Here is a 12,453-nt window from a genome sequence, read left to right as displayed (position 1 = left end):
CCTGCCCGAAACCGCCCCAACAGGCCCCCCGCAGCGACTCGAGCAGCCGACAACGCCCACACCCAACCCCTCCAAGAGCACGATCACCGTCACTCACGCCACGAATGGCACGTTGATCAGCGGTTCCCTAGGGAAGCCGAGGCGCCTCCAAGTCGCGTCGCAGCAGGGTCAACCGATCGGGTGGGATTGGCTCGTTCACGTAGTGGTAGCCGCTGCCGTTGTCGATGAGAGATTCGCCGCCGACCCCGTCCACGGCCCATACGTCGACCGGACCGCCGGTGTTGTTCATCCGGACGAACCAATCAACCTCGAACTGGTCTCGGCACAAGAAGACTCCGGCCACCTCCGGGCTGAAGCTGCCGGTGATGCCTGGGCTTGCAGCCATACGTTCCCAGTCCAGGCCCGCGCTCGTGATCGACTCGCGATTGAGGCTGGGACGTGACATGAAACGCGCGCACTCCAAGAAGGTACCCAACCCGGCCGACCAGAGCTCAAACCATCCGCAACTGCCGCAAGTTGCAAGAGTAACCTTCCGGCCCCAGTGACCGAGGCAATGAGCTCCCGACGTAGCGCAGCGCTGGCCAAGTCGTCGCACAGACGGCCGAACAAACCCTTCGTATACGCATTCGGGTCGACGTCTAGGACGTGAGGTACACCAGGCAACCCCACTCGAGGCCCTCACCAGTGAGTTCCGGGACGACAGCGAGGCATGCACCCTCCGGTTCACCGGTGACCGGATTGATCGGACCGGCGAACGGATCCTGCACCGAGGCAGGAAACGTTGGCGAGATCTCCTCCGCGTCCGCAGCTGCCTCTGGCTCCAGAACCGCTGTCACCCCGCCTCTGTCGTTCCGCCGGAGACCGAACCGTTGCCGCTGACCCTGAGCAAAGAGTTCAGTGAGCCGGTTCACGTCGCACAACCCGAACCGTGCGCTGACCTCCCGGTGCTCCGCGAAGACAGCGCCCACTGCCTTGAGAAATGCGCTTTCAGCGTCACTCGGCGCGTAACGAGCCATGATGATCACCTCCAAATGGGACTGGCCGACGACGGAGGATGCCGCACTGGCCGCATCTACCGCATCAGTGTCCACGGAGTCCGCATTCAGAACAAGGTCCCACCTGGGAGCACAATTGCCCGAGAGCGTCCGCTCTTGCCGCGCATCGGTCGTTCGAACGTGTGGTCGGGAGGTGAATCGCCGACATGCGTCAGTCGTCAGACGCGACGATTACGTGCAGGGTGGCGCTGCTGCGGTCGATGACGATGAACTCGTAGAAGCCCATGGTCCCCGTGACGGCGCCGTAGGCGTGCTCGGCCTCAGGCCCGGGGTTGCGAAGCTTGTAGAGCTCTCCCCGCCCGAGTAGAGTAGACCGCTCGAAGTCGGTGCATCACGTCTGGCGGCTGCCGATAGCCAGGGTCTGTCCAATCCTGCTCATTGGCCCAGCGCTCCAGATCAACTTCCGCCCGATCGGCTGTCGTTGTCTCGAAGCGGCCAATCTTGATGGCCTTCAGGACCCAGCGACCATGGATGGTCTTGTCGAATGCCTCGCTGTCTGACGGGAACGGCGACGCGTAGTCGTGCGCGTAGGCAGGACTACCGAGGAGCGACGCAAGAATCTCGTCGTCGTCCTGATCGACATCGATGGCGAAGTGGCTCATCTGGACCCACATGAACGTGTTCTTGTCGAGATGAACGACGTCCGATCCGACAAGCTCGAGAACCACGCAACGAGCGTACAGAAAGATCTGCACTCATCTGCCGTCGAGTGCGTGAGGGTAGCCTGCTGGCTGGTGTTCTACCCGAGGGGACTGCTGCACGAGTAGGTGACATCTGATCTGTGGTGCCGCACGGTGCCGCTGGAAGGATGTGCACTGTGCCCAAGCCCTACCCCAAAGAATTCCGTGACGACGTTGTCCGCGTCGCCCGTAACCGCGAGCCAGGTCAGCCTGCAGCAGATCACTGTCCGCATCGCCTGCCACGAGTTCACCGCCGACGAGCCGCCGACCCCAGCAGCGCAAGGCATCCTCGAGGCGCTCAGCCAGCAGCCTCAGTGACACACCCCGGTGGCACGACTCAGGTCAAACTGGGCTGCCTTGTCGCCATCGGACGTCTCCATGGACCGGGATCGGTCGATGTTCGCGTCGGGCCTGGCGTGCCGATGGGCAAGCGTTGATTGCCACATCGCTCCGGGTGGGCATCTGTCGGCGTTGGGGCACTCTCGCGCAAGCGAGCGGGGCCGGCGCTGGCGCACCGGCCCCGCTCAGTGGGTCAGAGGCCCTATCGCTTCATGAGGGCGAAAGCTCCCCACCCGAGATAGCGCCGCTGGTGGCGCACGTACTGGCCCGGCGCGATGTCGAGCTCGGCCCGTAACTCGGGAACGATCTCGTCATCCGGGTTTTCGTCGATGAATCGACGCAGGTTGAGCCACTGGGCTGCGACGTACCGGTCCCACGAGTGTTCGTCCGCGTGGACCATCTCGACCACGTCCCAGCCGGCTTGCTGGACTGTCTCGATGAGACCCCACAAGGTGGGGAAGTCCTCGACCGATCGAGCGAAGCTACCTTCGATGGCCTCCTGGGTCGTGGGGACCTCGCGCCAGTAGCAGTCCCCGATCACGGCGAGCCCCGACGGCTTGAGCGACCTGGCCAGGAGGTCGAGTGTGCCGACTGGACCGTCGCCGATCCACGTCGCGCCCATGCAGGACGCGACGTCGACAGGCTCGTCGCTCACGTACTCCGATGCGTCGGAGTGCACGAAGGTGACCTGATCGGAGACGCCGAGCTCGTGCGATCGGGCGTTTGCGGCGTCGACGAAGGGTTGGTTGATGTCGACGCCGGTGCCCCGGATGCCGTGCGCTTTGGCCCACTGGCACAGGGCCTCGCCCTTGCCACAGGCGAGGTCGAGCATGCTCATGGCGGGGCGTAGGTGCAGGGCGTTGCCGAGATCGGCGAGCTTGGCTGGCGTGAACGGGTCGAGGATGCGGTGGCTCGACTCGGCGATGGTGAAGCGTCGTGGAATGGCCACGATGAGAGTCCTTTACATGAGGGTGTTCCTACGGTGGAAGGGCAGCGTGCCGGCGGCAGCCGGCGTACGTCGGACCGTCACAAAATCACCTCATGGCTAGGAAAGGTCTGCCGACTCTACGGCTCCGCAGGGCCCTCACGCCACGCCTTTTCGGGCTTCCCGCACACCGCCAGCCCGTCGAGTAGTCCACGGCCGTCAACGGCCGGATCTGCCGCGCGTGGATGCCGCCGCACGCTCCGCGGCCCTCCGAATCTCACCTGCAGTAGCCGCAGCTGCCCGTGCTTGGCGTCGTGTGGGGCCAGTTCAGACCGTCAGGGTGGGTCCACTTGGGCTTGACATAGCCACGGCCTCACGCCTCAAGACCGGCGTCACCAACGTCATGACCAACAACAGCTAGCGCACTCACATCCTTCTGTCCGCCGGCGTTAGGTAGCTAATACACCCAACGACACGGTCGAAGCTGTCCGGCCCGGTCGAGACGCGGGGGTGGGGTCACCGTCATCGTGGGTTGAGGAGGTCGAGGTGCCGAGCTGGGAGCAGGTCAACGCCGTCGCGCGGATGCAGGAGCACCTGCATGCACACGTCGAGGACCCGACGTACGGCGCCGAGTCGATGTGCGCGGCACTGGGTTATTCGGAGCGCCACGCGCGGAGGCTCTTCAGTGCGCTTGTCGGCCAGACCCCCGGAGAGTACCTGCGTCGGATGCGTCTGACGCGGGCGGCGCAATCCCTCGGCACGACATGGTCGGATCGATGGGCCGCGTCGGTGCCTGCGGTGACAACGCCGCGATGGAGAACTTCTTCTCGCTGCTGCAGAAGAACGTTCCTGGACCGACGCTCCTGAGCCACCCGAGACGAACTTCGGATCGCGATCGTGACCTGGATCGAACGGACCTACCACCGCTGTCGGCGGCAGGACGCACTCGGCCGATTGACCCCCATCGAGTTCGAGGCCATCATGACCACGCCAAGCCACTCAGGCAGCGTGACCGAACCTGTCACCTAACCGTGCAGCAGTCCCGAGCGCACGACCTGTCATGCCGCTGCGAGGGTGAATGTTGTGTCAATGGCTGGCGAGTTGGAGGAGACGGCGGCCGCCCAGGATGCAGAACACGCTCCACGGGAGCAGTGATGCCAAGGAGAAGACCAGACCAACGGCGCCGAAGGGGGACGGGACGAGCATCAGGATTCCTGCTGCCAGCGCCCACCAGGCGGCCGATGGTGGGAATGTCGATGACCGGCGCAGTATCCAGAAGAAGATGAACAACACCGCCGCTCCGAGGAAGTAGTAGGTCAAGAACGCGGTCCCCTTCCAACTCGTCAGAAGTGCCTCGCCGGAAGCCTTGAGGGCGGCCCGCCCGGCCGGGGCGGCTGCCGCATGCGCGTGGGCCAGGGTCAACATCTCGGCGGCCGGGTTGGAGGCCATGTAGGCGGCCATCTGTAGGGTGCCCAGCCCCACGGCGAGAATCACCCCCGACCGGGAGACCGGGAGGAGGGCAGTTCCAAGTCCCAGGTAGAACAGCCATACGAGCAGGTTGTTGGCGATGTAGAGCACGTCCAGCGACAGCAGGCCCAGAACCGGGTTCTGAACCATGAGGGCGAAGACTTCCGCGACGGTGTGCACCGGGGGCCATATCGTGAAGACGACGACTTGGACGACGGTCAGGACGACCGAGGTCAGCGCACTCCAACCTCCGCCACGAAGCAGGCCCCTCAGGTCACCCCGGGCTGGCGTGATCACCGCATCAGTGGAGGACATTGGACTCCCAAGGAAAGGCACCGGCGCGCAGCCACGCCAACATCGTCACCCTAAACGAGGTCGCCGCGACAGGTCCCGAAACCTCCGGTTCTGTGTTCGGGCGGTTTGGTCAGGGCGCGAGATTGACGCCATGCCCTCGCAGGATGGTGATGGCTTTCGCGCCGACTCCATGAAGGGCCAGCAGTACTTGCTCGCTGATCCCATCGAGGTCGTCGAGGGTTCGGAAGCCGGCGGCCGCGAGCGCTCGGGTGGCGGGTCGGCCCAGAGCCGTTGGCAGCGATGTGGATGACTCAAACATGCACGGATCATCGGTACATCGCGCAGAATCCCGCAAGTGTCATCATCCGGGCTTGCCGCTGGCCGCGTGACCGAGGAAGCGTCTGTCGCTGAGTGGTCAGCGGAGAGACCCATAGAGGGCGGCCATCTCTGTGAGGACCTCGGAGATCTCCGTCCAGTGCGCAAGTGCGTCACCGGCTGGAACTGATGGCGTCTTCGGCGACAGGTGCTTGGACGTCGCGGCGTTGAGCACTTCGAAGGCGTGGTCGGCAGCGGCATTCCAGCCGCGATCACGTAATGGCTGGATCGGGACGTCGAGGCTGTTGTAGAGGAAGTAGATCACGGTGAGGGTTTCGCGAGCGGGGGTCTTCACGAGCAGGGCGGTCGGCGACTCCTCGGCAGTCAAGCCGATATCCCGCGCGAAGCCGGCGGCCATACTGGCGAGCGCGCGGGTGTCCTCACTCGCGGCGGCGACCACCGCTTCACGAGTCCGTCGGGGGCCACCGCTGGACTTCGCCGCAGCACCACCGGTGCGGCCCAGGAGCCTGGGCACGATCACGAGATCGTCGTGGCCATCAGCTCGGTACTGCTTCACCTCGACGGCGAAGACCTCAGCTTGGCTCATTTGCTCGTTGAGGAACTCCACGATCCGCAGCAGCTCGTCCGGGATCAGGTCGGCAACGAAGACCAGCCGTAGCCGTCCGGCGCGAAGGTTCGTCTCGACCCTCGCGAAGAAGTCCTCCAGCGTCTGGGTCCCGTCACCGGAGAGCTCCATAACCGCCTGAGTGGGGTCGAGCCCGGCGGCGCTCTGCGTCGCCTCGAAGGCCGCTTGAAGGCCAGCGGCCGGCCAATAGCGAACACCGTTGGCCGCGTAGTCGAGCATCTGACCGACCACCTCACGCCGGATCCTGGTGTCCGTCGAACGCTTCACCTCCACCAAGGTGGGCACCGCGTCCTGGTCGACAAACAGATGATCCACGCTCCATCGCCCGGCGGACCCCTCGCGGTCGGGGACGGCCTGCTCACGCCTGACGAGCCTCCATCGCCGCGGGTCGCCGGGGGACATTTGGGCACCTGCGAGTAGGTCGGGATACCGCTCGGCCAACCCCTGCAGCACATCCTCGGCGTCATAAGGAGCCACCGCCATTGCCACCAGATGCCCACCCACCAGGTGGAATAGCCCGTCGCTCATCTCCGAGATCCCTCCCGCTGACCCATCAGAAGCATCATCCCCCAGACCGCTGGTTAGTCACACCCGGTTCGAAGGCAGCGACCCGGGGAGCCGACTGGCCCCAGGGACCCACTCGCCCATTCCGCCGACCGTTGAGGCCGTTCATCACCTAGTGCGTGGACCTGGGTTCTGAGGTCTTGGCGCGGGTCAGCTCCCTGTCGCTCATCGCCGCTGACACCCGCACGTCCTCTGCCGGCGGGAAGTAGGAGCGTCGCCGGTGTTCGAGTGACAGCACGTACCACCACGGCGGCTTCGTGGCCGCCTTGTGCCGGTTGTGTCCGCGACACAGCGCTTGTCCGTTGCACGGGCTGGTAGGCCCACCCCGGGACCACGGGTAGACGTGATCGGCCTCTGTCGCCGCTTCCCGGCACCGCCCCCAGGCGAGAAAGACCGCGCCCTCGCACCGGTGGCCGGCGCGGGACATCACCTGCCGCCGCGTCTCGTACTTGAACACGCGCCAGGGATCCGCGCGCTGGAAGAGCCGCGGCCCGCGTCCGGGCAGGGGGCAGCTGATAACCAGGATCGCGGCCAACACCGCAAGCAGTTGAGGGAGCACAGGAGCCACCCCGGCAGCGAGCGTCGAAATCAGCCGGCCCCAGTCCATGTGGTGTCTCCTCGAAGTCGCGCTCAGCAGGCTATCGGCCAACTCGCCGACGCGTTGCGAAACATCGTCATCACCGGACGGCTCGAGATGGCGCGCCCGACACGCGTTGTGATGCCTTAGTCCGTGGGCGTTGAGCAGTTCCAGGACGAGGCTCGATCGGTGGAAGGTGGCTTTTCCGACGGTGCCCGGCGGGGCGTTCTCGTTGTAGGGCTGGTAGCTGAACACGTCGCCTTCCCAGTGGGTGAGTACCCATTGGACCTTGCCGGGGCCCAGGGCGAGTTCGAGGTGCTCACCGGCGACGGTGACTTTCGCGGCGCCGAAGCATCGGTTGTTGTAGGTCCCGGCATAGTCGACCAGTTTCTTGGCTGGAGCCGGACTGCTCGGTGGGGGCTTGCCGGCGAGTTCGCCCATCGGGGCCGAAGCACTCTGGGCAAGCAACTTCAACCATTCGGAGCTGATCGGCATGACGACTTCGCCGACCGGCTGCAGTGCCTTCACTTGCTCCAGGCTCTCCGAGCTGACAGCGTGAGCGATGCGGTAGAGGGCGAAGCCCAAGGGCGTCACGTCAGCCTCCGCTGCCGCGGCATCATCGTCTGGCCACACCTGCCGGTGGGCCCTAACGCCCGCCCTAAATGACTGCTGCCTCGTTGCTGATGACGTGATGGTTTCGGCGCAGCACCGACTCCCGGGACGGGACCGTCATCGACGTCGTCGTCACCCTCACCCTCATCGAGTCTTCGGTCGTGGGGGCGGGGGCGGGGGGGGGGGGCGGCCGGGGGGGGGGGGGGGGGGCGGGGGGGGGGGGGGCGCCCCCACGACGGTGGTGCTGCTGCCCGGACTGCTTCGTAGTTGCCTGGTGGGCGATGCGGGCGGTAGCCGCCCGGGTTGTTGGTGAAGTTTGCAGTCGGGGCGAGCGGCCACCTCCGACAAGGAAATGTTGGCGCTTTCTGCCAGATGCCTCCTTTCTATCGTGGATGGGTGTGTTGGCTGAACGGGTAGTGCGGCTCGATGGGTCCCTCGGCCGAAAGATCCGGGCGATCGACCGGCGGCGTAATCCGGTTGGTCCGACAACCGTCGGCATGCCGGTCGACGGCCCCTTCCGGACGCCGCGGGATAGTTTGATTGCACCATTCCGCGGCGACAATGGCTTCGAAGGCGCCGCTCAGCAGCTCTGGGTCGTTGCACATCAAGGTGAGTAACTCCTCATCCATCGAGCCGGGCGAATCCCCGGCGGCGGGTGCCGTGGGCATGACCATCCCCCGTTCAGGCGCTGATCGCCTGCCGTTGATGTTCATTGGTCGCGACGGAGATCCGGCGAGGCTTGGCCCGCTCGGCGACCGGGATCTGCAAGGTCAGCACGCCCGCGTCGTAGCTGGCGTCGATCTGCTCGGTGTCCAGATTGTCGCCCAGGATCAGCTGTCGACTGAAAACCCCTCGCGGTTGCTCGGCGGCGATGAGTTCGACGTCGTTGTCACGGCTGGGACGCTCAGCCTTAATCGTGACCACGTTGCGCTCGACGTCCAGTTCGATCGTGTCCGGGTTCACGCCGGGGAGATCCAGCTCCACGTGGAAGATGTCGCCGTTGCGCCAGGCGTCCATCGGCATGACCGCGGGACGGGCCAGGGTGCCGTTGGTGCCGAGCATCTGTTGGGTCAATCGGTCCAGTTCACGGAACGGGTCAGTGCGCATCAGCATCGTGTTCAACCTCCTTCTCTGTTCTGATGCCGGCCGCCTCAAACCCCGCAGGATCTGAGGCGCACGCTATAGATTTGTTATAGCAACCGTGACATCATGAAGCAAGAGGAAACCAGACAGATTTTTCGGAAGGAGTCTGATCCGTTGTCGGACACGGAACCGGACCGGGCCAGGGGGGTATACGGCATCTCGGTGGCTGCCGAACTGGTGGGAACCGGCGTCCAAAGCCTGCGTGCCTACGAAGCCCGCGGCCTGCTCACCCCTGGGCGGACAGCCGGGGGCACTCGACGCTATAGCGCCGACGACCTGGACCGGCTGCGCCGCATCGGGGATCTTCTGCAGGCCGGACTCAACCTTGCCGGAGTCAGCATGGTCATGAAACTTCAAGACGAAAACCGACAACTCCGCGCACAACCCGCCGCCCCCGTCACCTTCGAGGACAACTGACGAAATCTCAAGCCGAGAACCCGGACATCCGGCGTAGCCGCTCAGCGGTCCCAGTTCCACCACCGTCGTTGCGGCTTTCGCTGCTCGATCTGGGCGTCCATAATCGCTTCCAGATCGCGGTTGGCTCGTCTGGTACACGGGTGAGTGTGTAACGGACCTGTAGGCCGGTTCAGCACGCAGGAGCCTCACCAAGTCCCCCGTCTATCGTTGACCTGTGTCACGCAGACTGACCGGCCCCCATTCTGGACCCTTGACCACTGCCTAGTAGACCGTGCCGTCCGCACCAAGGACGACCACGTCATCGGCGTAAAATCCCTCGATCTCGACGACAGCCGACGCTTCGTCTGGGTATAGCTCGATGTCGTGACCATCAATAACAATCACCGGTACAGGCAAGCGCATGCACACATCCTGCGGCACCCCCAACCCACAACGGACGCCTCTCAGAAATTCATCCGCTTCGGCCGCCGACAGAGACGCATTCCGTGAGTGGTCGGGATCATGTGGTGCTCGGGGGATGGCGCCACGAGCGAGGCGGAAGCCCAGGTCATCGAACTTGGCCGTGGGGTTGGTCTTGCGGCGTACGCCAGCGCGGCAGCTCCACTCTGGGTCGCTCCATCCACCACCACGGATGATGCGGTATGAACCGTAGACCGCCGGGTCGTACAAGTCCCAGCACCATTCCCACACCCCGCCCAGCATGTCGAACAACCCCCACGCATTCGGCTCCTTCATCCGCACGCGGTGGATGCTCCCGCCAGAGTTGCCCGCGTACCAAGCGATGTCGTCAAGGTCGCCGTAGCGGGCGCCACTGCTACCGGCACGGCAGGCGACCTGCCACTCGGCATCGGTGGGAAGACGGTAACCATCAGCCGCGCGGCGCCAGACGACGACCCAGTCGTCGATCTCCGGCTCGCTGTGCGCCCGCCACTGCGACGGCTCGGGGACGACACGCTGAGAGACCTCGTAGACCGGCGTGAGTCCCTCCCGAACGGACAGCGCATTGCAGAACAGGACCGCGTCACGCCAGCTCACGTCCGTCTTCGGAAGGTCCGCCTCTGCCAGGTCATTCGGGGTGCGGTGAACCTCGTCCCACAGGCCGCACGTGACCACGGTGGCTGACAGTCTGAAGGGCTCGACACGTACCGTCCAGGACAGGTCCGTGCGACGGTCCACCACCGTCTCGTCCACCGCGCCCTGCGGCAGGACTTCGACCAGATTCACGCTCATGCCACCCATTCTCGATGGTCGCACTACCGAGAACGACCACGAGTTCTCTGAACATCCGCCTATGCCGTCGTCCGCGTGGGTTGTTTGAGGGTCTGGTTGCGATCCGTGGGCGGCGGGACGATCCGGGGATGAGTACTCAGCCTGTTCTGTTTCCGGTGTTGCTGGCCGCCGACACTGACCCGTTGGTGCGGGCGGTCGCTGCCTATCTAGCGCGGTTCAAGGACGCCACCCGGGTCCATACCGAGTCCGACCTGCGCGCGTTCCTGACGTGGTGTGTCGAGCGGCGGCTGCCGCCGCTATCGGCGCAGCGGGTTCATATCGAGCTCTATGTGCGGTGGATGCAGGAGGTCCGGCGGTTCAAGCCGTCGACGGTGTCCCGGCGGATGTCGGTGGTGGCCGGGTTCTACCGGACCTGTGTGATCGACCAGGTGGTGCCGGCTTCCCCGGCGGACTATGTGCGGCGCCCGAATGTGCCACCCGAATCCCCGACGCTCGGACTGTCGCACCTGCAGTTCGAAGCCATGCTCGCCGCCGCCCGCGACTCGACCAACCCCAACGACTTCGCGCTGGTCGCGATGCTTGGACTGCTCGGGCTGCGGATCTTCGAAGCCTGCGGAGCGAACATCGACGACCTGGGCGAGGAACACGGTCACCGGGTACTGAAGGTCCGAGGCAAGGGCGGCAAGGTGGTGCTCACCCCGCTGCCGCCGGCGGTCTCCCGCGCGGTCGAGCACGCAGTCGGACAGCGGACCGACGGTCCGATCCTGCTGAACCGGCGCGGGGTCAGGATGGACCGCCACGCCGCCACCCGCCGCCTGCGCCGCCTCGCGGTGGCGGCGAACGTGCGGCTGCCCCGGATGCATCCACACATGCTGCGGCACACGTTCGTCACCACGATGTTGGACGCCGGCGTCGACCTGCGCGATGTCCAGATCGCTGCCCGTCACGCCGATCCGCGCACGACCATGCGCTACGCCCGGGCCCGCAAGAACCTCGACCGACACCCCAACTACATCCTGGCTGCCTACATGGCGTCGGGCACCTGAGCCCGGGTCCCAGCGCGCGGGTCGGTCAGCCTGTGCCGTGGGCGTCGAGGTAGTGGCGGATCCGCACGACGATTCCCGGGATGTCGTGGTTGACGGTCTGGCGGATGATCGAGGAGTCCACGAGCAGGTAGCCGTGAGCGATCCGGTTGCGCATGCCCCACATCAGGCGCCAGTCATCACCGAACAGGTCTGCCCGGACTGCCGGATCCACGGTGGCGAGGGTCTCGATCCCAGCGGACAGTCGCATGCACACCGCGTCGATGACGAGCTGGTCCCCGAGGTCGTGGCTGGCGTGGGCCCGCATACGGTCGAAGTGGCCCAGCGCGTCCCCCAGGATCTCCGTGGTGTCTCGGCTCACAGCGCCACCGCCTCGGCCAGCACTCGGTCGCGGAACTCGGGTCGCAGTGCGGCATCTGGGACCAGGTCCACCGGGATCCCGACCAGCTTGCTCAGCTGCTGCTCGAGGGCGCCGAGCCGCATAAGGCTCATCGGGGTCTCCATAGTGAACATCAGGTCGACGTCAGAACCGTCGTGATCCTCACCGGTCGCGACCGAGCCGAACACCCGCACATGGCTACCCCCGGCCTGGGCCACAATCCGTCGGATGTCGCTGGCGTGGGCACGCACCCGCCGGGCGTGCGGTGAGGTGCCATGGAAGTGCAGCAGCCGTGACACCTCCGGCTGGCTACGCCCGATCGCCGTGGCGATCTCGGTCTGGGTCATGCCATCCGCGGCCGCCCGGCGTACCGCGCGCACCAACTCCGCGCGAGCACGACTGATCGACGCGTCGCAACGACGCGCAACCTCCGACAGAGACGCAGTCACGCTCCAACTATAGCAAGGGCTATATGATGCGATCATGCCGCGGATCGGCCGACAACAAGCGAGTTACACCGTCGGGCGGTCGCTGGTTCGTCTCACCACTCTGCTGACACGACGACCAACTGCGCGGACGCCGATCTGGAACGCGAGGAGTCGCTGAGAGGCGGACGCGGGCAGTACTGCAAGCGGAGTGATCGGACCCGTCCAGAAGAGGTCACACCTGCCAGAGCCCTCCGCCCAGTCGAACTGCATACAGATGTCGCTGACGTAAGCGTACTTCTGATATCCGACCAAACGCGTCCCCGGCGGATCGAACCAGCC

The 12,453-nt window shown here is 65.4% G+C and carries 16 protein-coding genes and 2 pseudogenes; 5 read left to right on the top strand and 13 right to left on the bottom strand.

What is annotated here, in order from left to right:
- Positions 1-127 precede the first annotated feature (127 nt).
- The 3 genes from OIE40_RS16830 to OIE40_RS16820 form a co-directional block, all read right to left on the bottom strand.
- Positions 128-385, bottom strand: a complete 258-nt coding sequence (locus OIE40_RS16830) for a hypothetical protein (RefSeq protein ID WP_264704190.1) — start codon at positions 383-385, stop codon at positions 128-130.
- 253 nt (positions 386-638) lie between these two features.
- Positions 639-1,091, bottom strand: a complete 453-nt coding sequence (locus OIE40_RS16825) for a hypothetical protein (protein WP_264704189.1) — start codon at positions 1,089-1,091, stop codon at positions 639-641.
- A 224-nt stretch (positions 1,092-1,315) separates the two neighbouring features.
- Positions 1,316-1,723: a hypothetical protein gene (locus tag OIE40_RS16820; RefSeq protein WP_264704188.1), complete on the bottom strand. Its 408-nt coding sequence runs from the start codon at positions 1,721-1,723 to the stop codon at positions 1,316-1,318.
- Positions 1,724-1,900: 177 nt separating this feature from the next.
- On the opposite strand from OIE40_RS16820, the gene OIE40_RS16815 reads away from it, so the two are divergent.
- Positions 1,901-2,053, top strand: coding sequence for a hypothetical protein (locus OIE40_RS16815; RefSeq protein ID WP_264704187.1), 153 nt, complete (start codon positions 1,901-1,903; stop codon positions 2,051-2,053).
- A 223-nt stretch (positions 2,054-2,276) separates the two neighbouring features.
- Here OIE40_RS16815 and OIE40_RS16810 read toward each other — a convergent pair whose 3' ends face one another.
- Positions 2,277-3,023, bottom strand: a complete 747-nt coding sequence (locus OIE40_RS16810; RefSeq protein ID WP_264704185.1) for an SAM-dependent methyltransferase — start codon at positions 3,021-3,023, stop codon at positions 2,277-2,279.
- Between the two features lie 558 nt (positions 3,024-3,581).
- Between OIE40_RS16810 and OIE40_RS17100 the strand changes: the two are divergent.
- Positions 3,582-3,698 (top strand): annotated as a pseudogene (locus OIE40_RS17100) (hypothetical protein); the annotation flags it as partial.
- Positions 3,699-3,754: 56 nt separating this feature from the next.
- Positions 3,755-4,028: pseudogene (locus OIE40_RS16805) on the top strand (integrase core domain-containing protein); the annotation flags it as partial.
- A 57-nt stretch (positions 4,029-4,085) separates the two neighbouring features.
- On the opposite strand, the gene OIE40_RS16800 reads toward OIE40_RS16805, so the two are convergent.
- The 6 genes from OIE40_RS16800 to OIE40_RS16775 all read right to left on the bottom strand — a co-directional run bounded on the left by OIE40_RS16800 (position 4,086) and on the right by OIE40_RS16775 (position 8,587).
- Positions 4,086-4,763, bottom strand: coding sequence for a hypothetical protein (locus OIE40_RS16800; protein WP_264704184.1), 678 nt, complete (start codon positions 4,761-4,763; stop codon positions 4,086-4,088).
- A 127-nt stretch (positions 4,764-4,890) separates the two neighbouring features.
- Positions 4,891-5,079: a helix-hairpin-helix domain-containing protein gene (locus tag OIE40_RS16795; RefSeq protein ID WP_264704182.1), complete on the bottom strand. Its 189-nt coding sequence runs from the start codon at positions 5,077-5,079 to the stop codon at positions 4,891-4,893.
- Between the two features lie 96 nt (positions 5,080-5,175).
- Positions 5,176-6,249, bottom strand: coding sequence for a hypothetical protein (locus tag OIE40_RS16790; protein ID WP_264704181.1), 1,074 nt, complete (start codon positions 6,247-6,249; stop codon positions 5,176-5,178).
- A 148-nt stretch (positions 6,250-6,397) separates the two neighbouring features.
- Positions 6,398-7,456: a DUF3471 domain-containing protein gene (locus OIE40_RS16785; RefSeq protein ID WP_264704180.1), complete on the bottom strand. Its 1,059-nt coding sequence runs from the start codon at positions 7,454-7,456 to the stop codon at positions 6,398-6,400.
- A gap of 401 nt (positions 7,457-7,857) precedes the next feature.
- On the bottom strand, positions 7,858-8,142 hold the full coding sequence (locus OIE40_RS16780; protein WP_264704178.1) for a hypothetical protein: 285 nt from the start codon (positions 8,140-8,142) through the stop codon (positions 7,858-7,860).
- A gap of 13 nt (positions 8,143-8,155) precedes the next feature.
- Positions 8,156-8,587, bottom strand: coding sequence for an Hsp20/alpha crystallin family protein (locus OIE40_RS16775; RefSeq protein ID WP_264704192.1), 432 nt, complete (start codon positions 8,585-8,587; stop codon positions 8,156-8,158).
- A gap of 96 nt (positions 8,588-8,683) precedes the next feature.
- Between OIE40_RS16775 and OIE40_RS16770 the strand changes: the two genes are divergently transcribed.
- Positions 8,684-9,034, top strand: coding sequence for a MerR family transcriptional regulator (locus OIE40_RS16770; RefSeq protein WP_264704177.1), 351 nt, complete (start codon positions 8,684-8,686; stop codon positions 9,032-9,034).
- 261 nt (positions 9,035-9,295) lie between these two features.
- Here OIE40_RS16770 and OIE40_RS16765 read toward each other — a convergent pair whose 3' ends face one another.
- Entirely contained in the window at positions 9,296-10,264 is a 969-nt protein-coding gene (locus OIE40_RS16765; RefSeq protein ID WP_264704175.1) for a formylglycine-generating enzyme family protein, read from the bottom strand.
- Between the two features lie 14 nt (positions 10,265-10,278).
- Between OIE40_RS16765 and OIE40_RS16760 the strand changes: the two genes are divergently transcribed.
- On the top strand, positions 10,279-11,310 hold the full coding sequence (locus OIE40_RS16760; RefSeq protein WP_264704173.1) for a tyrosine-type recombinase/integrase: 1,032 nt from the start codon (positions 10,279-10,281) through the stop codon (positions 11,308-11,310).
- 25 nt (positions 11,311-11,335) lie between these two features.
- On the opposite strand, the gene OIE40_RS16755 is transcribed toward OIE40_RS16760, so the two are convergent.
- Together OIE40_RS16755 and OIE40_RS16750 are read right to left on the bottom strand one after the other, a co-directional pair.
- Positions 11,336-11,668 (bottom strand): HepT-like ribonuclease domain-containing protein, encoded by a 333-nt coding sequence (locus tag OIE40_RS16755; protein WP_264704171.1) that lies wholly within the window; start codon positions 11,666-11,668, stop codon positions 11,336-11,338.
- Positions 11,665-12,033 carry a nucleotidyltransferase family protein gene (locus tag OIE40_RS16750; protein ID WP_264704169.1) on the bottom strand — a complete coding sequence of 123 codons (369 nt, stop codon included), beginning with the start codon at positions 12,031-12,033 and terminating at the stop codon, positions 11,665-11,667. The genes OIE40_RS16755 and OIE40_RS16750 overlap by 4 nt, the downstream gene beginning before the upstream one ends.
- Positions 12,034-12,453: the final 420 nt, after the last annotated feature.

Source organism: Micropruina sonneratiae (assembly GCF_025972045.1).
GTDB lineage: Bacteria > Actinomycetota > Actinomycetes > Propionibacteriales > Propionibacteriaceae > Micropruina > Micropruina sonneratiae.
This window is presented reverse-complemented; position numbering and strand designations above follow the sequence as displayed.